Origin of the sequence: Chlorogloeopsis sp. ULAP02 (assembly GCF_038404745.2) — a bacterium.
Lineage (GTDB): Bacteria > Cyanobacteriota > Cyanobacteriia > Cyanobacteriales > Nostocaceae > Chlorogloeopsis.
Genome location: NZ_JAYKTT020000082.1, coordinates 46,351 through 70,382 on the forward strand (window position 1 = coordinate 46,351; position 24,032 = coordinate 70,382).

At 40.3% G+C, this 24,032-nt stretch carries 19 protein-coding genes; 9 read left to right on the top strand and 10 right to left on the bottom strand.

The genetic code is table 11. From position 1 onward, the window contains the following. Nucleotides 1–45 precede the first annotated feature (45 nt). A complete protein-coding gene (locus tag U2718_RS30460; protein ID WP_341993813.1) occupies nt 46–852 on the bottom strand; it encodes an aldo/keto reductase in 807 nt (268 codons plus the stop codon). 812 nt (nt 853–1,664) lie between these two features. Here U2718_RS30460 and U2718_RS30465 point away from each other — a divergent pair. From U2718_RS30465 to U2718_RS30485, 5 genes are all read left to right on the top strand, one after another. Then, on the top strand, nt 1,665–4,226 hold the full coding sequence (locus tag U2718_RS30465) for a response regulator (protein WP_341993812.1): 2,562 nt from the start codon (nt 1,665–1,667) through the stop codon (nt 4,224–4,226). A 409-nt stretch (nt 4,227–4,635) separates the two neighbouring features. Continuing rightward, the gene (locus U2718_RS30470; RefSeq protein WP_341993852.1) at nt 4,636–8,043 is read left to right on the top strand and encodes a PAS domain S-box protein; all 3,408 of its coding nucleotides are present in this window, start codon (nt 4,636–4,638) and stop codon (nt 8,041–8,043) included. Between the two features lie 108 nt (nt 8,044–8,151). Beyond that, nucleotides 8,152–8,532 carry a response regulator gene (locus U2718_RS30475; RefSeq protein ID WP_341993811.1) on the top strand — a complete coding sequence of 127 codons (381 nt, stop codon included), beginning with the start codon at nt 8,152–8,154 and terminating at the stop codon, nt 8,530–8,532. Between the two features lie 181 nt (nt 8,533–8,713). Beyond that, on the top strand, nt 8,714–9,151 hold the full coding sequence (locus U2718_RS30480; protein WP_341993809.1) for a hypothetical protein: 438 nt from the start codon (nt 8,714–8,716) through the stop codon (nt 9,149–9,151). Beyond that, complete coding sequence (locus U2718_RS30485) at nt 9,151–9,444, top strand: Mo-dependent nitrogenase C-terminal domain-containing protein (protein WP_341993851.1); 294 nt, start codon at nt 9,151–9,153, stop codon at nt 9,442–9,444. The genes U2718_RS30480 and U2718_RS30485 overlap by 1 nt, the downstream gene beginning before the upstream one ends. Nucleotides 9,445–9,484: 40 nt before the next feature. Here the strand turns inward: U2718_RS30485 and U2718_RS30490 are convergent, their stop codons facing one another. The 8 genes from U2718_RS30490 to fdxB form a co-directional block, all read right to left on the bottom strand. Further along, nucleotides 9,485–11,461 (bottom strand): right-handed parallel beta-helix repeat-containing protein, encoded by a 1,977-nt coding sequence (locus tag U2718_RS30490; RefSeq protein WP_341993808.1) that lies wholly within the window; start codon nt 11,459–11,461, stop codon nt 9,485–9,487. A 1,004-nt stretch (nt 11,462–12,465) separates the two neighbouring features. After that, nucleotides 12,466–12,948, bottom strand: a complete 483-nt coding sequence (locus tag U2718_RS30495) for an ArsC/Spx/MgsR family protein (RefSeq protein WP_341993807.1) — start codon at nt 12,946–12,948, stop codon at nt 12,466–12,468. A 178-nt stretch (nt 12,949–13,126) separates the two neighbouring features. Next, complete coding sequence (locus U2718_RS30500) at nt 13,127–13,738, bottom strand: cupin (protein WP_341993806.1); 612 nt, start codon at nt 13,736–13,738, stop codon at nt 13,127–13,129. A 153-nt stretch (nt 13,739–13,891) separates the two neighbouring features. Next, the gene (locus U2718_RS30505; protein WP_341993804.1) at nt 13,892–14,374 is read right to left on the bottom strand and encodes a hypothetical protein; all 483 of its coding nucleotides are present in this window, start codon (nt 14,372–14,374) and stop codon (nt 13,892–13,894) included. Nucleotides 14,375–14,545: 171 nt separating this feature from the next. Continuing rightward, the gene (locus tag U2718_RS30510) at nt 14,546–15,154 is read right to left on the bottom strand and encodes a heme-copper oxidase subunit III (protein ID WP_341993850.1); all 609 of its coding nucleotides are present in this window, start codon (nt 15,152–15,154) and stop codon (nt 14,546–14,548) included. Nucleotides 15,155–15,360: 206 nt separating this feature from the next. After that, nucleotides 15,361–17,058, bottom strand: coding sequence for a cytochrome c oxidase subunit I (gene ctaD / locus U2718_RS30515; protein WP_341993803.1), 1,698 nt, complete (start codon nt 17,056–17,058; stop codon nt 15,361–15,363). A 122-nt stretch (nt 17,059–17,180) separates the two neighbouring features. Further along, entirely contained in the window at nt 17,181–18,149 is a 969-nt protein-coding gene (locus U2718_RS30520) for a cytochrome c oxidase subunit II (RefSeq protein WP_341993802.1), read from the bottom strand. 550 nt (nt 18,150–18,699) lie between these two features. Further along, nucleotides 18,700–18,993: a ferredoxin III, nif-specific gene (fdxB, locus tag U2718_RS30525; RefSeq protein WP_341993801.1), complete on the bottom strand. Its 294-nt coding sequence runs from the start codon at nt 18,991–18,993 to the stop codon at nt 18,700–18,702. A 941-nt stretch (nt 18,994–19,934) separates the two neighbouring features. Here fdxB and U2718_RS30530 point away from each other — a divergent pair. The 3 genes from U2718_RS30530 to U2718_RS30540 all read left to right on the top strand — a co-directional run bounded on the left by U2718_RS30530 (nt 19,935) and on the right by U2718_RS30540 (nt 22,680). Beyond that, nucleotides 19,935–21,548, top strand: coding sequence for a helix-turn-helix domain-containing protein (locus U2718_RS30530; protein WP_341993800.1), 1,614 nt, complete (start codon nt 19,935–19,937; stop codon nt 21,546–21,548). Between the two features lie 84 nt (nt 21,549–21,632). After that, the gene (locus U2718_RS30535) at nt 21,633–21,788 is read left to right on the top strand and encodes a hypothetical protein (RefSeq protein WP_289790393.1); all 156 of its coding nucleotides are present in this window, start codon (nt 21,633–21,635) and stop codon (nt 21,786–21,788) included. Nucleotides 21,789–21,990: 202 nt separating this feature from the next. Beyond that, on the top strand, nt 21,991–22,680 hold the full coding sequence (locus U2718_RS30540) for an alpha/beta hydrolase (protein WP_341993799.1): 690 nt from the start codon (nt 21,991–21,993) through the stop codon (nt 22,678–22,680). Between the two features lie 57 nt (nt 22,681–22,737). On the opposite strand, the gene U2718_RS30545 is transcribed toward U2718_RS30540, so the two are convergent. Continuing rightward, the gene (locus U2718_RS30545; protein ID WP_341993798.1) at nt 22,738–23,055 is read right to left on the bottom strand and encodes a hypothetical protein; all 318 of its coding nucleotides are present in this window, start codon (nt 23,053–23,055) and stop codon (nt 22,738–22,740) included. Between the two features lie 338 nt (nt 23,056–23,393). Here U2718_RS30545 and U2718_RS30550 point away from each other — a divergent pair, with 338 nt between their 5' ends. Next, nucleotides 23,394–23,666 carry a hypothetical protein gene (locus U2718_RS30550; RefSeq protein ID WP_341993797.1) on the top strand — a complete coding sequence of 91 codons (273 nt, stop codon included), beginning with the start codon at nt 23,394–23,396 and terminating at the stop codon, nt 23,664–23,666. Nucleotides 23,667–24,032: the final 366 nt, after the last annotated feature.

Genomic DNA, 24,032 nt, shown 5'->3' on the forward strand with positions numbered 1-24,032 from the left:
AAAAAGGCAGTAGGCAGTACGAAGTTCATCGGGGCTGCCTTCTACTTACATCCATTGAGTCTCAAATGCATCTTGTCCAGTTCCATAAATCAAGTTGCCGTATGCTTGCCAACGGACAATTTCTTCAGAGGTAAGTGGAGGAGCATTGAGTACAGACAGGTTTGCCTCTAATTGTTGTAAATTTTGTGGAGCTGTAAGTGCTAAATTTACAGCTTTTTGATGTAGGGCGTAGCGATAGCAATCCGCCGCAGTAGGAGGTTGTTGTTGCCAGTGGGGATGTCCTTGTAAAAGAGTTCTCCAACGCGTACAGGTGAAGGCAACCACAGGAATACCAGCTCTGTAGGCAGATGGCAAAACATCCGCTTCTACTTTGCGATGAGCCATGTTGTAGCGATGCATCAACACCTGAAACTTACCTAGATTAATTAATTCCAAAGCAAGAGAGCGGTTATGGGTACTAACTCCCACGTAACGCACTAGTCCTTTTTCTTGCCAAGAGTATAATTCATCAAGCATTGCCTCAACTTGAGCCATATCATCATCAGGACAGACGTACTCAGCGAAAAACACATCCACCTCATCAACATTGAGACAACGACGCACAGAGTCAAAATAACTACGCAACCCGCTAATATCTCGTTCTTGATATCCTGTTGCAACTAAAACTTGTTCACGTTTGCTCGCTACAAGAGATTTTAGTCCCTCTAACAACCTCTCAAACTCTAGATTGTAAAAGAAGAAGTAATTTACTCCTGCCTCAAATGCTACTGTCACTGCCGTACCATCTAACCCTGAATGCCCCGCCAAACCAATGATGCTTGTTGGCTGCCCGTTTTGGGTTACTAAATCCATACTCGACTGCCTCGATTCAAAAAACTTGCATCAAAAAATTTAAAACCAGTTAAGTGAAATTTTTAAATTCTCAGCTTCATTTGTATTTGTAAAAGTATTTTGTGAATGCGATAATCATTATCATGGCGATATTAGATATACACTTTAATAAAAATTACTATCATCTAGTTTTAAAATCATCAAAATAGTTTGTAGTTAAATAGAAAAAGAAAAACACCTCCAACCTGATTTTGTATTGAGGTCAATTGAGATAAGTCAATTGAGATAAACAGGCTGGTAAGTGTCAATTAAAAGTATTATCCATTCACTTAGTGAACTCACCCGAAGGTGAATTTTTACAATTTTGATTTTCATCTAGAGTTATTATGTCAGATTTTATTAACTGATTAAAAAAATTAAATAATTTTAAGCTAATTAGTAATCTATTTTCGCAATTATTAGGAGAAAGGTCAGATTAATACTGTTAACAAAATGTGATTAAAGATACATGTAAATTAATTAAGTAATTCATTTGTAATTATCTTTAAATTTTTGATCAAAAAAACTTAGTGAGAGTCTGAAGACTGAAGGCTAGTGACTGGAGAGTGTCTACTGTGAGGAAGACGCACAAACTTCTTTCCTAGTCTATCCTCATAAAAATGATAGGGAAAAGTTCATCCATATCATCATTAGAAATAGATAGTGTAAGATGTTGATATTTACAAAGGCAAGTTAAACTACTGTCCAATTCAAGCTAGGCTAAAAGTATATCTTTACAAAAAGATTTAGTCATTTTCATTGAATTAATACAGATTTTGCGGTTATGAGCCGCTATGAGAATTCTATTAATTGAAGATGATGAAGTTATAGCCCAATCACTTGCCAAATCCCTGACAAATCAGCGTTATGCTGTCGATATTGCCAAGGATGGGCAGGAAGGTTGGGATTTTGCCGATTTATTTACTTATGACTTGATTTTGCTAGATGTATTGCTGCCTAAGCTAGATGGGATTAGTCTCTGTCGGCGATTAAGAGCAAGCGGTAATCAAACACCTATTCTTTTATTAACAGCTCAAGATACCAGCAAAACGAAGGTGATAGGTTTAGATGCTGGTGCAGATGATTATGTTGCCAAACCTTTTGATTTTCAAGAGTTATTAGCTCGTATCCGGGCTTTATTACGTCGGAGTGGTTCAGCATTACCGCCCGTGTTGAATTGGAAAAACCTGCAACTCGATCCTAGTACTTGCGAAGTTACCTGTAATAGCAAGCTTCTGCATTTGACTCCCAAGGAGTACGGTTTACTCGAACTTTTTCTACGTAACAATCACCGGATTTTTAGCTGTAGCGCTTTAATAGATCATTTGTGGTCATTTGAAGAACCACCTACAGAAGATACGGTTAGATCCCACATAAAAAGTTTACGACAGAAACTTAAAGCAGTGGGAATCGTAGAAGATCCAGTTGAGACAGTTTATGGCATTGGATATCGCCTCAAGCCTGTTGAGAAAGAGGACAAGAGGACACGGGAAGACGGGGAGAGGGGGAGAGAGGACAAGGGGACATGGCGATACGGTGAGCAGCGCGTTGTTGGGATCTCCCCCGTTGTAGCGACTGCGTACTCCTACTCTACGAGAAGGGCTACGCCCAACGGAGAACCCGAAGGGTACCCGAAGGGCGACACGGGGAATTTTTCTCTCTTTGCGTCTGAGGAAGCGTCACCGCGTCTGGTGCTCCCCACGTCTACTTCCCCCAATCAAAATCTAGTTTCAACTGGAATTTCTAAAATTTGGGAGGAGGTAGTACACAAACTTGAAGAGCGAGTGGTTGGGATTGGGCAAGCTTCGACTATGCTGTTACAGGGAAAACTAAGTGAAGAAATGCAGTCACAAGCAAAGCTAGAGGCTCATAAGTTAGTTGGTTCTCTAGGTATGTTTGAATCTGATGAAGGATCTCGTCTAGCTCAAGAAATAGAATCCCTGTTAGAAAAAGGCAATCAGCTCAAAGCAGCAAAAAAACAGCATTTAGTGCAATTAGTTGTGGCATTACGCCAAGAATTGCAACTATTGAACTTTAGGTATAAGCCGGGACTGTTATCCGTCAATCAACTAGCGAATGAACGCCCGTTGCTGTTGATTGTCGAGCAGGATAGGGAATTTGCTGAAATGTTGGTAAGGGAGACAAAGAATTGGGATACACGAGTAAACTTTACACACGCTACGCGAACGCAAATTGTCCCAAATGCGATCGCTGCTAAGGAGTTGATAGCTGAAGATTGCCCTGAGGTTGTCTTGCTTGAGCTTCCCGCTGACGACAATGCAGAAAGTGCTTTGGCTTTGTTAGCAGAACTAAGTAACCGTACCCCAGCAGTACCAGTAATAATTTTAACAGAGCAGGATAGTTTATTAGACAGGGTAAAAGTTGCTCGCTTAGGTGGAAGAGCGGTTTTACAGAAGCCTGTTTCTCCAGCCACAGTACTGGAAACAGTAAATCAAATATTACAATATTTCCTTCCAACTGAAGCAAAGGTAATGGTTGTAGACGACGATCCGCAGATTTTAACTGCTGTCCAGAGTTTACTGGTACCTTGGGGACTAAAAGTTTACAGCCTAGACAATCCCTTGCGATTCTTAGAGGCAATAGCAGTTGCTGAACCGGAACTGCTGATTTTAGATGTAGAAATGCCTGGAGTAAGTGGTATAGAGTTATGCCAAGTTGTACGTAACGAGCCTCAGTGGAGCGGACTGCCTATCTTGTTCCTCACTGCTCATAGCGATACTACAACTAAACAGCAGATATTTGCGGCAGGTGCTGACGACTACATTAGCAAGCCGATTGTTGAACCAGAATTGATTGCTCGAATTCTCAATCGCTTAGAGCGATCGCTTGCTCAACGGCATCTAGCAGAAATCGATACCCTGACATTTGTCTCCAATCGTCGCAAGTCCACCCAAGACATAGAACGTCAGCTAGCATGGAGCGAACGCCACCATCAATCCTTTTGCTTCGCCATTGTGGATTTGGACAATCTCAAACAAATTAACCACCAGTACGGCCATGCGATCGGCGATCGCGTATTATCCCGATTAGGACAAGTGTTGCGACAGGCATTCCACACTCAGGATGTCGTCGGGCGTTGGGGAGGTACGGAATTTGTAGTGGGGATGGCGGGAATGAACAAAGGTGATGGGGCGCGGAGGCTTTTAGAAGTTCTCAAAAGTTTTCGTCAAATCGAGTTTACAACTGCCAATGACCAAAAATTTCATGCCACTTTCAGTGCAGCAGTTGTCGAGTATCCTCAAGCTGGTAACAATCTTCAAGCCCTTTACCAGGCTGCTGACACAGTTCTTGAGCAGGCAAAAATAACGGGAAGAAATAAAGTACTGAGTAATTAAAAGTATTAGCTTACAGGTTAGAGGTGACAGAAGAGGAGGGGGAGAGAGGGAGAGTGGGAGAGTGGGAGAGAAAATCCTTCTCCTTGTCTCCGTGTCGCCGCGTCCTCTTGATTCCCCGCGTTCCCACCTCCCCGTGTCCTTTTCCTCTGTCCCCTATCCCCTATTCCCTATGTCAGAACTATTACACGCATTTTTTACTTCCAGCCCCTTTATTCCCCACGGACATTGCTATCTGTGGAATCCAGGGTTGGTATGGTTGCATTTGTTATCAGATTCCTTAATTGCCCTAGCATATTATTCGATTCCCTTCACATTGTTCTATTTCATCCAGAAGCGACAAGATGTTCCTTTCAAAAGGATTTTTTTGTTGTTTGGAGCGTTTATCGTCGCTTGCGGTACAACTCATCTCATGGAGGTTTGGACACTTTGGCATCCGATTTACTGGCTATCCGGCTCGATTAAAGCCATTACAGCATTAGTTTCACTGTATACAGCCATTATATTAGTGGAATTAGTACCTAAAGCACTGGAAATACCTAGTACAGCCGAATTAGAAGCAGCTAACCAAAAACTGCAACAGCAGATCGCAGAACGTCAAAAAGCGGAAGCAGCATTACGCAAAGCCCATGATGAATTAGAAATCCGAGTTCAAGAACGAACAAAAGAGCTAGTAAAAGCTAATGAAGCGCTACAAGAAAGCGAACAACAACTAAAGTTAGCATTACAGGCAGCTAAACTTGGTGCTTGGCAACTCGATCTAAAAACAGGAGAATTATCAGCATCTTATCAGTGTAAGGCAAACTTTGGTTTGTCAAGCGAAGTAGAGTTTTCCTACAGAATGCTATTTGAACGCATCCATCCCGAAGATCGGGCTTACGTGCGCGAATCTGTCAGTCGAGCACTGGAACAAAATATTGATTATGAAGCGGAGTACCGCAACATCTGGCCTGATCATAGCGTTCATTGGATATTAGCACGGGGAAGCGCTATTTGTGATGCTGATGGTAGCCCTACCCGGATGATTGGCGTCACGTTAGACATTAGCGATCGCAAGCGTGCAGAGGAAACTCTGCAACAAACAACGATGCTACAGCGAGCTATTTTGGATAGTGCTAACTACACAATTATTTCGACAACAGTAGATGGTACAATCCTCACCTTTAATCGCGCCGCAGAGCGATTGTTAGGATATACGGCAACAGAAGTAGTTGGGAAAACAACGCCAGTGATCATCCATGATCGAAACGAAATTGTACAGAGGGCGCAACAGTTATCGCAAGAACTAGGATTCACTATTGAAGAAGGGTTTGAGGTTTTTGTTGCCCACGCGATCCTGGGGCAGGTAGACGAGCGCGAATGGACTTATATCCGCAAGGATGGTTCGCGTTTCCCAGTACTGCTCTCAATCACAGCTTTGCGTGACGCTCATAACAATATTACGGGGTTTCTCGGCATTGGTAGTGACATTAGCGATCGCAAGCAAGCACAACAGGCACTGCACGAAAGTGAACAGCGTTTTCATGTCTTTATGAATAATAGTCCTACCGTTGGCTTTATGAAGGATGTCCAAGGGCGTTATGTTTATGTCAATCAAAGATTTGAAGATATATTCCAAGTCAAACTAGCAGATATACGAGGAAAAACTGACTTTGACAGATTTCCTATTGAGGTAGCACAGGAACTTAGTCAGCACGATCAAGTTGTTTTGTCTACAAGACAAACAACTGAGTTAGAGGAAACAGTGCCAACACCCGATGGCACTCTCCACAATTGGTTAGTTTTTAAGTTTCCAGTTTGGGATAGCGCTGGGCAATTATTTCTTGGTGGTGTCGCAATTGATATTAGCGATCGCAAGCGAGCCGAAGAAGAACTTCGCCACCTCAGTAAGGCGTTGGAAAGTGCAGTAGAAGGTATTTCGCAGTTAGATAGACAGGGACGTTATCTCAAGGTAAACCCGGCATATGCCAGTATGCTTGGATACCAAAGCGAGGAAATGATTGGTATGGAATGGCAGTTGATTGTATACCCAGAGGATCGAGAAAAATTGAGTGCAGCCTACCAACAAATGCTCACCAACGGTAAGTCAGAAGTAGAAGCAAGAGCTGTGCGCAAAGACGGCTCAGTTTTTGATAAACAAGTAGTGATGGTCAAATCTTACGAACAACAGCAATTCATTGGGCATTATTGCTTCATGAAGGATATTAGCGATCGCCGCGAAGTCGAGCGCCTTAAAGATGAATTTGTTTCGGTAGTTAACCACGAATTGCGCACACCCTTAACTTCCATCTCTGGAGCCTTGGATCTACTAGCCAGTGGCATCTTACAAACACAGCCCGAAGATGCTCAAAGGATGTTAAATATTGCTGCCAGTAACACTGATCGGCTAGTACGTCTAATTAACGACATCCTGGATATCGAACGCATCGAGTCAGGAAAGATACAGATGACAAAGCAAAGCTGTGATTCTGCTGACTTAATCAGGCAGTCAGTTGAATTGATGGAAGAAATGGCAGCACAGGCAGGAGTGACAATATCAGTTTCCTCCTTTTCATCTCACCTGTGGGCTGATCCCGATCGCATTATCCAAGTACTTACCAACTTACTCAGTAACGCAATTAAATTTTCACCACCAGGTTCTACAATTTGGTTAAGCGCGGAAGAGGACGCGGGGACAAGGGGACAGGGAACAGGGGACAGGGAAAATATTTTCTCCTCATCTCCCTCTATATTATTTAAAGTCACAGACCAAGGGCGGGGGATTCCGGCAGAGAAATTGGAAACAGTTTTTGAGCGTTTTGGACAAGTTGATGCCTCGGACTCTCGCCAAAAAGGGGGAACCGGTTTGGGTTTAGCTATTTGTCGCAGTATATTGCAACATCATGGCGGGCAAATCTGGGCTGAAAGTACCTTAGGAGAAGGTAGTACTTTCTTTTTTACCCTGCCAATCCTCACACAAGAGGACATGGAAACAAGAGGACAAGGAGACAGGGGGAATGTGTTTCATAAATTCTCCGCGTTCCATGCTCACCGCCTCACCCCGTCTTCTCAAACTTTGTCAGCACAGCCTCCTCTCGTGCTAGAGTGTGACGATGATCCTTCAGTTCGCGTTGTTGTGCAAACCATGCTAGAACAACAAGGCTATCGAGTTTTGGCAGTTGGATCGGGACAAGAGGCGGTAGAAGAAGCAACAGCGAACAATCCCGATGCTATTATTCTTAACTTAATGATGCCTGGTATGGACGGTTGGGAAACCTTGGCAATTCTTAAACAACAGCCACATACCCAAAACATCCCTGTAATTATTCTCAGTGGTTTATTACCCGATGCGAGTAAAGGTCTTCCGGAAGGGGTGAGTGACTGGATTGTCAAACCTCCAAAAATCAAGTTGTTGTGCCAAGCTTTAGAAAAAGCTACTTCTCGACAAAATCAAACTCTCAAAGTGCTGATTATAGAAGACGATCAAGATTTGGCACAGGTACTCATTGCTATGTTTAATAGCCACAACATTACCACTTTTTATGCCCAAACCGGGCGAGAAGCGATACAAGTCAGCCAAAATATCATCCCTGACTTATTAGTACTGGATTTAGGATTACCAGAATGTGACGGTTTTACTGTAGTAGATTGGCTGCGGCAGCATAACCGCCTCTGCCAAGTGCCGTTGGTTGTTTACACAGCCCGCGATCTAGATGAAAGCGATCGCGAACGATTAAGGTTAGGACAAACCCTATTTCTCACAAAAGGACGCATCACCCCGCAGGAATTTGAGCAACGAGTGATTAATTTACTCAACCGAATGATTCGCGGCAAAGATTAAGAAAGGCAGGAGGCAGAAGGCTGGAAAGTTTATATAGTAGGCTTTTTAGTTTATTTTACTACTTGGTTATTTCCACCGTATTTTACTAGTGTCAAAGTAGAGTTTATTATGACCACGAAACACATTCTCATTATTGATGATGAATATGATATTCGGGCAGTAGCTGAACTCTCCTTAAAAGCAGTAGGGGCTTGGCAGGTTTCGACTGCTGCCTCAGGCAGTGAAGGAGTAACAAAGGCTGTTGCCGAACAGCCAGATGTGATTCTTTTAGATGTAATGATGCCTGACATGGACGGAATCGCCACTTTTAAAGCATTACAAGCACATCCTGTCACCAATAAAATTCCCGTAATTCTACTGACAGCGAAGACGCAAGCTGCCGAGCAGCGGCGATTTGCCGAACTGGGAGTGCGAGCAATTATTACCAAGCCTTTCAAAGCCATGAAATTGCCTGCTCAAATTGCAGCCGCTCTCAACTGGGAGAGTTGAAAAATTTTTTCTAAATTTCTTTCATCTCCACAATTTCTGCATTTTTCAGTTTTAAAGTTAAAAGCATCCAAAAGACCAACAACTCAATCATGCTTTACCTAAGAGTGGAGAGTCAACACCAATCATTAGGAAACTTGATAAGTTGGTTAGATTACATCCACATATTTTATATCTAAAATTTATGAACAACTTAGAACTATTTCACTTTCACCTCGAAAGAGCTATATACATCTTAAAGTTTCAAGATAAACAACTAGTGGAATATTGGATAGAGCATCTACATCTGAGCCTAGATTATCAATATACAGACTCACTTTTAACAGCAGCCATATTTGAATTATCTGCTACAGATACTGATACTTGTCATTGGATATTAGATAACTTTTCTGATTGTCAACCCTATACGGATTTACTAGACAACGTTATTAGATTTGCTATTGGTAAGCTCATTCAGCAAGGATTTATTCTTGGTCAAGACTTCAGTTTCACTGCTGAGGGAAAAATTCTTCTCAATGAAGACACAAAAAATACTTTAATAGCAGATATTTCTGTATCAGATAATCTATTACTTGAAAAAGTCTTAATGATTCCTCAGCAAACTCCTTCACTAACAATATGATGTCAACTAATACATTCATTGCAAACACTTTTGTCAATTTATTCTTGCACCCAGTTCGCCAACAGCTTAAATCTCTAAAAATAGAAGACTACAAATTTGCACGCTTACTCTGCCAAATTATTCCTGCTAGTTGCCCATTTGAACGAGAAATAAAACTTTGTAAACGTACTATTCTCTATATTCCTCCTCTATGTAAACTCAATCCTTTCTACGAACAGTTAGTTGAACTTCGTTTTCGAGCTTTAACTTATTTAGCAGATTGTCATGGTGAAGATGTAACAATATATTGTTAACAGTAAAGAAAATCACTATTTTTTTCTGAAGTAAAATTGTCTAGTTTCGATTGATTTGACTAAAAAAATTCTCAAAACTTTGGAGTTTTTGTTGTAATTCCTCAGGCATAGAGTAGGAGCGAACTTCTACATTTGAGACGGTGTAATCATAGACTTTAGGCGAATTGAAGTTTGGTTCTATCCACTGTCCGTTGTCACCCGTGTAAGATTTCCACTTTTCTATATCAGTTGCTGGAGAGCCAGGAACGGATGGATAATCTGGCTCTAATAGAAAAGACTTGAGTTTCGGAGCCCAATAAGTGTTATTGGATGATTCATAGTTATTCTGAAACACCGAAGTATACATCCTATTATTTCCAGTGTTGGCAAAGAACAACATCTGGTTTGATGTTTCTGAAGAAATCAATGAATTTCGGATAGTGAGCGGCCCTACCCCAACGGGAATATCGCTAATTTTTTGTACTTCTCCAAGATGATAAGCAGTGGAATTAGAGTAGTATCGGGATGCTCCCACAAGAGAAATTTGATTGGGATTATTGGTAATAACCGAATCTAAAATCGTTATATTTTGAGCATTGCTGATATCAATTCCTGCCCTATGTCTAGAGTCAGAGATAAAAGAGTTCTTGACAAGAAACGGCCCCGGCGAAGCCTCTAGAAACAATCCTGCTGAGTTTTTTACTGCAACAAAGTTATCAATGACTACATTATTATTTTCGTGATCGAACCACATCCCACTTGTAAAGTTTCCGATCGCCTGCTGATCTTTGAACAGCACATTTTTAGCGAAGTGATGTTTTGCCCCACTGATTGCCCAGCCTCTCCAACCCGAAAGATTGCCACGCCAGTTATTGAAGTTTGTACTATTTCCAATCCACAGCCCATTTACCATATTGTCTGTTGATGCACCCATAAAGCCGTTGTAGTTAAAGACACTATTTTTTACAGTTACATCTTGGGTTTTGAACAAATAAAGTCCTTGGTAATTATTCCATTCAAAGCGGCATTGGTCTATTAAAATATTCCGGTTAATCAAGGACTGTTGATTATTCCACTCTTCACCAAATATCACGGCAGCAGTTCCACCCAACGTACCTACTGAATGCCGAAATGAAATATTTCGTAGGACTACATTACGCACTTGGTAAAACCGCATCAAGAATGGATGCACCCCTACTTCGATGGTTGCATTTTTAAAGTTGACATTGCTATTCGGGAGAAGATACAGAAAATCTCCGTTTTCACTCTTTTCAGCAACACCAAAACTCCCAGAGTGAAGCAGTGCTTCTTGAGGCTCTACAAATCCCAAGTACTCATAACTACCAGTACCTCGGAAAGTGTTAGGGAATGTATAGTTATATTTTTCAAGTAATACTTGTCTTTGTTGTCTGCCATTTACAAAGACAAGTTCCCTTCTATGTGCAAGTATGTTCTTTGGCCCATATTTACCGTACGGCCCACCATGATTACCAAAATCATAATTCCAAGGCATACGATATATCAAGCCTTTGTCAGTTTTAATTGCTGGTGTCCATGCAGAGAGCGGTACTAGCTCAGAACCCTTAATGACTGTAGGCGTACTCCCCTGTCCTTCAATTACTAACACTACTCCATCTGGAACTTTTGGAAAGCGGTAATCTATTTTGAGTGAACCTTCACGATAGACATCGGGACTCAGTGCTATTTTCGTTGAGACACCCTGTGACAAATATCCTCTAGCCTTTTCTAATGCTGCACCTATTGTTAAGAGTGGATTTTTTTGACTGCCATCGTTAGTGTCAGATGCTTCCATACTCTTGGATACATAGATAACTTGAGATACTTTTGATTCATCTACGTTAGCGCCAGTTATCTTAGTAGCATCAGTACTTTTGAGAGATTGAGCTCCTAGCTCGATAAAATCTTGAATAGTGAGATTTGAGCCATCAGTTTGACCTTCGCTTTGAGCTATTCCTTTGATTGGATAAACTACAGTTCCAATCAATACTAAAAATATTAGATACATCCTATGTATCATTACAACCTCCACTCTTGATCTAGTAAAGATTTCATTTTTTTGTTTTAAAAAAATAACCACATGAGTAAAACATGATTAAAGTCTTAGTTGCAATAACTTATATCTGCAACCAACAGTCAAAACAATTATGAAAACTATTAAAATTAGTCTAAATATTATTCAAAATTTACTGGCTCAATTGTTCTCAAAATCAATTTTGACCAATAATTATTAATCAAAAATGACTATTGATAGAGTCATTTTTGATTTTGCTAAACTATTTTGATTAAATTAGTTTTTAATTAACCAAAATTCGCTAAAAAATAAATTTATAGCTCCAAAATCATAATAGAACTAAATCGAAAGTGCTAATGAGCTACTAGATAATGGAGAGTAAACATACATTTTTGCTATTACACATTTCATGCTAATAAATAAGCTGCATATTATGTACTGCTTTTATTTTTATTGCTTTTGTTTACAATTTAGCTTTACTTGCAGCTAAAGTCTTCCGTGATTATTACAGCCTATTTTTTTATGCAAAATTACCTATATATACAGATTTCAGTCAAATTTAGTGGAGATTAGCTTGACAAGATAGACTATTTCTATCTTTTGTTTGGGTTTTCTTGTATTCCAGTCATTTCATTTTTAGATAACTGAGTTTAGCAATCAGATCTCTTGCTGTGAGAGGTGTTTTAACCTTATCTACAAGGGTTTGAGTGAGATAGTTGATTTGTATAATGATGAAAATTTGAACTTTACTCGTCTTTAATTTAGTTTGCTGCTTTACCCAACTTCTATATTGCATATATCAGGATAAACCACTAATTGACGAATATAAGACGTAACAATACAACTTCTGAAGTGGGAACTATCTCAAGTATTAAGGTAATTTAATATACTAAAGACTACGAAATATTACTTAAAGAGAGAAAGATATCATAAGAAAACACGATCGCACGCTTGCGATCGCGAATTTTTTTAGCAGCTAGTTTGGGTTTAAGTGTTTGAACTATGTACAATTAATGATTGCAAGAACCTTGCTTTGGCTCGTGTTCATTGTGGTGATGTCCATGTCCGTGCTTGTGAGAACAGCTTTGCAAGTCTTGTTCGATCAGCTTTTCTGTAATTTCCTTTAAAGTCGCATCCTTAGGCTTTAGCCCAATCCAAGCATCAACCGTCTCGGTATCGAAACCTATCTCGCAGCGATCGCCTACTTGCATCAAAGGACGGCGAATTAACAATGGATCTTTGAGCATTAACAATAAAGCGGTTTCAGCATCAACTTGTTCGGGTACTAACTCGCCCGATTGCACTCGTGGAGCCGCGCGATTAAACCATTCCGATACAGGGCGATCGCCAAAAAATGAGCGCAAACGCTCAATAGTCCAAGGTTCTGCGAGTATATTGTAGGCAATCACTTCATGACCGGCAGCTGTAAGTAGAGTTTTTTGTTTAGTATTGTTCTTACAACCTGGTTTTTCATAAAAAATTACCCTTGCCATTACAGTAACTCCTACTGGTTTGAAGAATAGAAAATCAATGTCAGTTACCAGTTATCAGTTATCAGTTACCAATTAATAACTGTTTACTGTTGACTGTTCACTGAAAATTACTCACCTAATTAAATTTTAATTAAAAAATAAAATTATTTTACTAATAATAATTATTGCTATTTAGTAACTAGAAATTTCTAGCAGTATGAGTTATCAAATTATACTCAAATCGCTGGTTGGGGTCAGTTTCTCCATACAGATTAAAAGTAACAGTTGGTTCATTACCTATTGCTTCTACACTATGAATTGCATCAGGTGTGAAGCAAATTATATCACCTGGAAATAAAGTTAATTCTCCTGTTTGTTCAATTTGATCCGGTAATTCTGGATTAGAATTACGTCGCCAAAAAGTATTTTTTTCTTGTCCTTTTAATACTGCAACCAGTCCCCAAGTACCGTGATTATGAATATTAGAAGTTGTTTCTGGTGCAAATGTCACTGTTTGTACTGTAAAGGGAAAACCTAATTCATCATAGAGGAGTAAAACCGAAGTACCAGTTTGAGGACAAGGTTCTAAATATTGGCTTTGTACCCAGTAAGAATTAACAATTAATCGTCTTACTAGCATTTGAATCTCTGGTAAACGACTGGCTTCGTTTTCTACATTTTGCAGAACATCTTCTAATTCAGTTAAAAATCTGTAAAGGCGATAATTATCCCTTAGTAAATCCCACGCTCTCATAGATTTACAGATTTGATAATTTCCATCCCCAGTGACAAGCCAATTTTTTCCTTGCATATTTTTGAAGGTATAGTATATAAGAGAAGGCAGAGGGCAGAAGGGAAGTTAGGTAATAGGGGATAGGGGACAGGAGACAGATGAGTTTAATTGTCCTTTTCCCTGCCCTGATGTACGCACCTCAGTAAAGGCTACTTACAAGAGAGATTAAATTTACTCATCATCATCTTCTGGTGGGCGTGTCAAAATATCAAATAACAGTCCAGCACCAAAATCATGCTTATCATCAATTTCTTTGATTTGAGTACATATTTTTTTTGCTTTCTCTATTTCTCCCAATTTCGCTAATACCAATCCCGAAGCGGCACAAGAGTTTAAATACATCCGGATTTCTGAGTCTTCTTTACGATTAGCTAATATTGGTTTTAGCTGTTCCCAATTATCTGGCAAATTTTCTGACTTTTTAATTTTATCAATTACTTTAATTGCTATTTTTAATGCCATAGAATAATTGTTTTTGTAATAAAAGTATCTATATGCTGCTACCAAAACATCTATTTGTTCTCCAGTTTTGGCTAAGGCTTGATTGATATAATTTTCAGATACAGAGGAGTTTTCCCAGTTTTCTGCTGCTAATATCAATAAACTTTTGATATTCTCTGGTACTTTAAACCATGAAAATTTTTCTGCATCCACTTGATATAAATCTCCTTTGTATATAATTCTTGCACTCCTACCGACAGCCACCAGGCAAGCCCACAAACCCTCGTTACCAGGTTGAACCTGGTAACGAGAACTAGAGCCTCTGGCTCTTCTTGAGAAAAAGGAAATAGGTTACAGGATACAGGTTACAGTTTTCCCTGTTCCCTAAAATTTTGTGAGAACGTACAACAAAGTAAAGAGGATAATCCAAATAATGTCTACGAAGTGCCAGTAAATTTCTGCCATTTCGATGCCAGTATGTTTCGTGGCAGAATAATGACCAGGACGACGCGATCGCCACAACACACCTAAAATTAACAGCAGTCCCACAAAAACGTGTAACCCGTGGAACCCCGTCATTAAGTAAAAACAGTTGGAAAATATGTTAGTAGTCAGACCGTATCCTAAGGTCATGTACTCATAAGCTTGTCCGAGTAGGAAAACTGCACCCATGATTGCGGTGATGATGTACCACTTGCGCATCCCTCGAACATCATTCCTTTTAATTGCCGTATCACCGAAGTGAATCACAAAACTACTAGAAACCAGAATGATGGTGTTAATTGTCGGCAATAATAACTCTACTTCCGTACCTTCTGGAGGCCAAACTTCGTTACTTCCTTTAAAAAACAAATAAGTGGCAAAAAACCCCCCAAACATTAAAGATTCCGACATAAGAAACGCTAATAGTCCCTTGACTCGTAAATCTTGATGTTCTTCGTGATGAGCTGGACTCGTTGTTGTTGCGATCGCCATATTATGTAATTGTTGAATGTTAGTAGATAGTAATTAGTTAGTAGGGGCGGCTTTAGAAGATAAATTATCTGTTTGAACGGCAAGATTATCAGCAAAACCCGCCCGTACAGTAGATAGTAGTTAGTAGCCTTTATAAACTGGGTACACCAGAACAGATAAACAAACTTTCTTCCCTTCTGCCTACCTGCGCCAGTTAAGAACCACTAACCACTAACTACTAACCACTAACCATTAGCAGCAACAGCCGTTTCACCTGTTTCCGAAACTGTACTATGGCCATTGATACCGTAATCGTAAGGGCCGTGAGTTACTACGGGTAAGATTTCCCAGTTTTCAATCAGAGGCGGAGAACTGGTTGTCCACTCTAAAGTCATAGCATTCCAAGGATTGTCTCCGGCTTTCTTACCAGCAATCCAACTCCAGAGAATGTTAATTGTGAAGGGAATTACCGATATGCCCAAAACATAAGCACCAATCGTACAAATCTCGTTGATGGAGGTAAATTGCGGATCGTACATTGCTACTCTTCGGGGCATTCCTTGTAAACCCAATTCATGCATGGGTAGGAAAGTCAAATTTGTACCGATAAAGGTAAGGATAAAGTGAATGCGACCTAAGGTTTCATTCATCATCCGTCCAGTGATTTTGGGGAACCAGTGGTAAATGCCAGCGTAAATACCAAATACGGAACCGCCAAACAATACGTAGTGGAAGTGTCCTACTACATAGTAGGTGTCGTGAACGTGAACATCAAAGGGTGCTGTTCCCAGGGTGACACCACCAATCCCACCTAGAACAAACATCATCAATAAGCCAACCGCAAACAGCATGGCACTGGTGAAGCGGATTTTGCCACCCCAGAGGGTTGCTACCCAACCAAAAATCTTCACACCAGTGGGAACGGCGACGATCAAGGTAGAGATGGTGAAGAACATCCGCATCCAACCGGGTGTGCCACTGGTAAACATATGGTGTACCCAAACGAACAAGCCCACAACGCAGATAGCCAGACTAGAATAGGCGATCGCTTTATAGCCAAAAATAGGTTTGCGCGCATGTACGGGTATGACTTCGGACATGATGCCGAAGATGGGCAGAATCATCAGATAAACTGCCGGATGGGAATAGAACCAGAATAGGTGTTGGTAAAGGACTACGTTACCGCCTGCATCTGGTTTGAAGAAGGATGTGCCAAAATGAAGGTCGAATAACAGTAGTATCAATCCTGCTGCTAACACTGGTGTAGATACCAGTGCTAAAACGGAAGTTGCCAAAATCGCCCAGCAAAATAGGGGAACTTGATCCCACTTCATGCTGGGAACTTTCATGAACAAGATGGTGATGACAAAGTTCAGCGAACCCAAAATGGAGGAGGTTCCTACCAAAACAATGGCGAGTACCCACAATGTTTGAGCAACCGGAGCAGTAACCAGACTCAGAGGAGGATAAGCCGTCCAACCAGATTGGGAACCACCACCGAAGAAGAAACTAGCTAATAGTAGCAAACCCGCAGGTGGGTTCAACCAAAAAGCGATCGCATTCAACTTCGGAAAAGCCATATCCCTAGCACCCACCATCAACGGCACCAGGAAATTGCCAAATCCTCCAATCGCACTAGGGACGATCCAAAAGAAAATCATGATCGTCCCGTGATTCGTCATGAAAGCGTTGTAAAGGTTAGGTTCTAGCAAATCAGCATCGGGTGTTGCCAACTCAGCACGCATGGCAACTGCCATCAGCCCACCGATAAGGTAGAACAAAAACGCCGTTACTAAGTATTGGATGCCAATGACCTTATGGTCAACATTAAATGTGAAGTAGTGGTACCATTTCCACGCTTGGGGATGATGAGTGGTTCCGGCAACCACAACAGTAGAGGCTTCACTTCCCGGTGGATGATTCCGTGGAATTTCGAGCGTCATAAGCAATTTCCGCGATAATTTGTCTGTTGGTGGTTACAGCGTTTCTCAAGTTCGTAGCGCCTTGAAACGCAGAGGAACACAGAGGAAAACGCAGAGGGACGCAGAGTTGATTAACCACCAAATTAATGACTATGAACTATTGACTCTATCCCCATTTTTTGGGTGTAGGGAGCGAGAAAATCTGATGTTGATAATTCAGCAGGGTTCACTGCAACTGCTTGTTTTAGTTCCTGTTGGGCAATGCGGTTTTCTGCTAACCAGCTTTCAAACTCGGCGGGAGTATGAACAACTACCTGCGATCGCATCGAACCGTGATAGCCACCGCACAATTCTGTACAAACGATGGGATATGTACCGACTTTAGTGGCGATAAACCGCAGTTTAGTTGGGATACCGGGAATTGCATCTTGCTTTAAACGAAATTGCGGTACCCAAAGAGAGTGAATTACGTCTGTGGCAGTCAGGTTCAGTTGTACATCAGCACCAACCGGAACGTGTAATTCACCAGCTGTCACACCGCTGTTGGGATAATTGAAAATCCAGGCAAACTGCATTCCCGTGACATCGACTGCTAAGTCGGCGGGTTTTTCTGGGCGATCGCTAGCTCCGCCAATCCCAATTTCCGGTTCATTGACTGGTGCTGCCATTTCCATCCCAGATCCATCATTCAATGTTGCAGCTAAAGCAGTTCCAGGCATTTGAGCAACATGAGATGGAGCATGATTGTGAGTATCTAACCCCCCCATGCGCCCGTATACATCTACACTGTAAATTCCTAAGACAATGACGATGATGGTTGGAATTGCTGTCCAAAAAACTTCGAGAGGCAAGTTACCCTCGATGGGCGCACCATCTGTATCATCACCTTGACGGTGACGAAATTTCCATAAAAAAATCAGAATGGTTCCTTCTACCACTACAAATAGTGCGGTGGCAATTGTCACCATAATATTAAAAAATCCGTCTACTAAAGGTGCTTGTTGCGATGCTTGTTCCGGTAGTAGACTGTGGTGTTGACCAACCCAAATACTGAAGAGTGTGATTACTACTCCAGCAACTAAGGTTAACAGCGAAACAGGAATTTGTTGCATATATACCTGCTCTTTAACACGTTGTTCAAGGTGTGATTCTCGCCTGTTGTAAAGTAGTACATTGCATCCTGTGCTTTCGATGCATACGTCACACCAAAGAAGAGAATTTTTAGGTTTGTGTCTAGATCTGTGACTGTTACAATTTTTGTACTTATTTTGGTTTACACCTTTTTCAGGCAACTTTGTCTAACTATTTTATTTTCTATGTTTCTAATAAATAATTGGGGGAATTTAATCATGTTTTAATTTATGTTCCCCCACCAATTCTGAGACTATATATTTATTCCTATTTCCCAGGATCTTCCTGCTTATAGAGAAGTTTGATTGTTGATGGCAAACTGTTTGCCTAAAAAATGATGAGGCTATCTTAGCAGCAAGTTTTAAGTTGTTAACTACTAACAATTTGTGATTTACGGATTTGTTTACTGTGAACTTTTTGTAGAGTTACTGTAAATAACTAATTTTCCCCTCTGGTATTCTTGCTACGTTGATTACATTTGAGGTAAACAGTATTTCCTTTAACAATAATATCTCTCTTCTACCCAAAGACCTAGTTATTTAATGCAGCATGGGTATAGCAGTTCTTGGAACAAATTTTTGCACATGCTTCACAACCAATACAGTTTTCTGGATGAGCAACTGTCATTACTTTCTTTTCAATTTCATCATCGTCTTCATCTTCTACAAATTCTCCCTCTTCATTCATCGCTTTTAGTTCTAGGACGTTATGCCCGCAGATTTTGAAGCATCTGCCACAACCAATACATTTATCTTGGTCAATTGATTCAATGAATTTTGGAGTCCAAGCTTTTCCACCTAATGTCAATCCTGTTAATACTGCCATGTATGTACCTTCTGCAATTTTGTTGACGAATATATTTGCGCTTTACGCTCACTCTAATATAACCTTTATTTTATTTTTTTAATGTTCTAATTTAACCTTTTATTTCGTCAAAATTCTATAACTTATACAAAAAACCAGCTGGTTTTTTGTAATTGAAACAATAGATGAAATTAATTACCAATAATTTTTTATAAATATGAATAGTAAAATTCAACCAGACAAGAGTTGTACTGATAATACATCCAAATTAAAAGGGAACAGGGTTGGGGAGGTTTTCTTGTAACTCTCAAAAATGATGATACTTGTTTGCATTAAAAGGGAATAGAGAAAAGAAGAAGACAAGGGGAGACGGGGACAAGGGAAATCTGAATGACGTTCTTGCTCCTTCACCCTCGTTACCAGGTTGATACCTTCTGCCTCCTGCCATCTGCCTTCTTAAGCCTTTTTCAGTCATTTGTCATACAAATTATGGTAAAAATTTCATCCAGAATATGAGTAAAAGACAAAAAAGTGTAAACCAATTGACAGAATCATCAGAATTGTTAAAGATTAATATTATTAATAATCCAATTTTAATTCCCTAACTTCTATTTTGAAATGTTAGTGATAACAGATAATTTCAGTAAGAGTTTTTATTAAGTGAAAAAAGTCGGTAATTACCGTACAGAAAAAGAAAGAAATGGTATGAACGCTCATGATGAACACATTTCTGGAAAAAATTATGAAATTTATAGATAATCAAGATTTGATGGCTCGGTCGGGTTAAAAGCTGTAAATAGCTTGTAATTGGATGGTCTGTCTGAGTATGGATGTGGGTGGTTAGTACAGCAATCATGTATTGCTGGTAAAAGTAAGAATGTGGTGGTGAGTAGTGCATAGAAAGGACGCATCCAGGGGAGACTTGAGCCAAACATCTCAACGAATATAGTGGCAATAGCCTTATGCCTTATACAATTCCGAATAACAGTTGCGTTGGATGTGATAATTGCCGTCCTCAATGTCCTACAGGTGCTATCAAAATTGAAAACGATGAATACTGGATTGATCCGAGTCTTTGTAACAACTGCGAGGGTTATTATCCAGAACCTCAGTGTGTAGTAGCCTGTCCCACCAACTCTCCCATACCCTGGCAAGCAAAAAGGGGAAGGTGTAGAGTTGAACCAAGAGAGGTGACTAATCCAGACTTGTTTTCTAATGGCAAGAGCAACCCCTTTGCTTCGGCAATTGTCATTTGGGAAGCTTGTAATGTGCTGGCACAACGCACTTCACTGCCTTGGGAAACAGATGAACAAGGAAATTTGTGTTATCGCCGACAAGTCTACCAAGGTAAGGGAGCGATCGCCTTTCATATTCTTGCATCAGCAGATCCAAGCACATCTATTACTGAGCTGCCACAAAAACTAGTAACAGATCTAGAAGCAATTGAGGCACTCGATATTAGAAATGCTTGTATCCATTTGATTTTTGCAGCTTATGCTACAAGTTTGGATCGACCTTGGGAGCAAGAGTTTGCAATTGATGAACGCCAATTAGAGAAATATTTGGGCTTAGAGAAACGTAAAGATTTGAGCAAAGCTGTCAAGCTGGCTTTAATGAAAAACTTGGTACAGCAAGCTTGCTCGCTCATCATTTCTATTGACTGGCCTCAACAAGGGCAAGTCAAGGGGTTTTCGATCACAAGAAGTCGTTTGTGGGAGTTAGTGACAATTCAGCACCACTTTCAAGAAGACGAACTTGGTTGTAAATATCTGGTTGGCTTAACCTTTAAAGTCAGAGCAGGTATCTGGACACAATACTTCTTAAACAAACAAGGCTGTAAGGAAAGAACTGCATTTTATCAATACGGGAGTCTGCCAAAATCTTTGTTAACTACAGTGATGAGTATTTGGCAGCAGCATGAAGGTGCAGCGCGATTGATGCTGTGGTTGCTGTTTAAAACCAAGATGGGTAAAGAGCAACGCATTACCGTTCCTACCTTAATGCGGGTTGCCTACGGTGAAGAAAAAATTACCTTAGCATTTAGGCAAAGAGAGGAACGCAAACGATTGCTACGGACTTTTGAACATGATTTAGAAGTCCTCAATCATTATGGAATGAAACCCTGTTTTGACCCAGTTACTTACCCAACTGCCATACAACCTTTGTGGGCTAAGTTAGTCGATATTCCCGAAGATCCAGATGAGGCACTGGAATTTTGGATGAATGACGGTGGCAACACCTCGCGGCTTACAGATATAGGCCCTCGCGGCAAGTGGAATCTCCTGATGAATGCGCGTATTTTAGCTTTCGATCTGCCTCCAGACTGGGAACAGCACATTGCAGACTCAGAAAAAAAGCAACAGCGAACCGCAAAAAACAAAAGAAAGTCAAAAACCACAAGTGATTTGATTGGCGAACAGATTTTGCGAGCGCGAAAAAATCTTAACCTCTCGCAAAGAGAACTGGCAAAGCTAGCAGGTAAAAGTCAAAGCTGGATTCGTGATATCGAAAAAGGTCGCCTAAAAGTCAAATTAGAAGACCAAGTTGTATTGCGGAAAGTTTTGGGTATTGCTTAATTGGATTTTCAAAACAAAGCAACTATATTTTAGTTGCTTACCTCCAGGGTCATCACCATGATTTTTTCTTAACTAATATTTTCAATGCGATCGCTGCCCAATATAAATTCACTTCCAAAAGAATATGCAGCTTGCCCAAAACTTATCTATATTGATAGTGATGGTGATTGTGCCGATGCGATCGCGTATTTATTTCACAGAACATTAATGAGCGAATATTTTTATCAAAAGTATTATTAATAATATTCAATCATAATTATTTAGATATCAGAATAATTTCTACAAATGTATACATTTATCTGCGAGCGCGGAGTATGGGGTGTATGTATAGATGTATAGTGCGAGAAATACTAAGTTCTGATTACATTTGTTGATAGGTTTTCCTCTACACCCGTTTTTCTAACTCTAGAACTTAGCACAGAGGTTGGTAGCGGAGGATAATATGCAGCATATATATGATGAATCCTTTGAAAGGATAGTCCGAGACGTTCATGTCGGACAACAGCAAGAAGAATATTACCCAGTTAAACTGATAACGAGCAGAGGTGGCATACACTGCCGTTACTATCCGCTTAAGGATACTGAACAAGCGGCGATTTGGGTTGGTGGCGTGGGTGGTGACTGGGATACGCCAGCTCGTGGGCTTTATCCGTTGCTTTGCCAACAGCTAACTAAAGAAGGAATAGCTTCTTTAAGAGTACGCTATCGTTATCCGGCAGAACTTGAAGAATCAGTCTTAGATGTTTTAGCTGGTATTAACTATTTACATGACGAAGGGATACAAAATTTTGCGTTGATTGGACACTCTTTTGGTGGTGCGGTGGTAATTAAAGCTGCTATTCAAGCTCCAGATGTTCGTACTGTAGTTACCATTGCTACCCAAGTTTATGGCACAGAAACTGTTGCCGATCTAGCCACGCGATGTTCGCTCCTGCTGTTACATGGTACAGAGGATCGGGTACTGCCTCCTGATTGTTCGCAACGTGTCTATCAACTTGCCCTGCAACCTAAGCGTATTATTTTGTATCCAAATGCCGATCATTGTTTAGATCAAGTGGCTGATGAAGTTACCCAAGCTGTCAGAGATTGGATTGTTGAACAATTAAATCGTTCTTCAACAAAGGTACTTTAGTTTAAAGAATACCCCAAGGGCGATCGCATCACTTGGCAATGTATAAAGTTGAATACTTCAAGGCTTACCTTCTAAGTCTCCTACCCACATCAGCAAACCAGGGGTATTTTTGTCGTTAGCATAAGCTGGACGAACCTGATCGTAAATATCAGGGTGCTGCTGGGCTAGTTCATCTTCGCTTAAATTGGCACTGAGCATAGTGCCATCCTTCATTTTGACTGAGTATTTTAGCTCGTCTTTGCCATTGGTGATGACAACTATGCGATCGCGCAATTCCAAGCTAGTTATAGTGACAGGTTCCTCAGCACTGATTGCAGTTGAGAAAAGGAGATTGCCTAAAAGCATCAGAAGAGCAACTACAGGATAGGAACGCATATTCATCCTCCATCAGTACTAACTGCTTCTATTAGTGTATAGCTTTAGTAAATAAGCGTACTGTTTAATCATTTTTGAGCCTTTGAGCTTGAATGTTGGAGTTCTAAGGTAAACATTTAGTGATGTTTAATACTTATAAATGAAAAAACATTTGTTATTAACTGATATAAAAATTTCTTAAATACGAAATATCGCATTCATCTTTATGAAATTTAGATTGCGTAATTAACCTGGAAATATATATTTGTGAGAATTAAATTTTAATTAGGGTTATCAAATTTAGATACGGAAACAATAACCGATCGCTATAGATGAGTTGAAACTTTTAGGAGCCAATTATGAGTCATTTCTTTGACCAAAAAATTTCTGAACTAGAATCTCTTGGTCTGTGTAAAGAAATTAGCAATGATGAGAGCGAGATAGTTGCAGGCGGAATGTTTATACCGTTAATGTACCCCTTTGTTCCTATTATGGGTTTGTTAGGTATGCCTTCATCTACAAGTAGTACTCCGCTTACTGATGAATATACAGTTACTGAAGAAGAGGGTGATGGGTGGAAGAGTTATACGGCCACAATGCATAAACGTGAAGTAAAATACGAGACCAACTAATAGCTTACTCACTGCTAACTTGCAACAGGTGTAGGGGAGCCAGCGCTGTCGTGAGCCACTGCACTCTTAGAGGTATCCTCGTTGAGTACAAGTAGCCTAAGACTGGTGTTGTAAGGTATAGAGTAAGAAACCTTTTTCACCATATTGGTGTACGCAGTTGAACAAACGCTACTTTGAGTGATTGAAGCTAGGATATAGTAGCACTTTAACTAAAACTAGATAAGGTGCTGTTTGAAAGTTAATTTTTAAGATCCGAAGGTGTGTTAACTTAAACACACCTTTTTCTGTTAACAAAATTTTTACAAGTTAAGGGATTTCCAAGAAACAAATTATCCTGGATTGTGGGGTGGGCATCCTGCCCGCCCC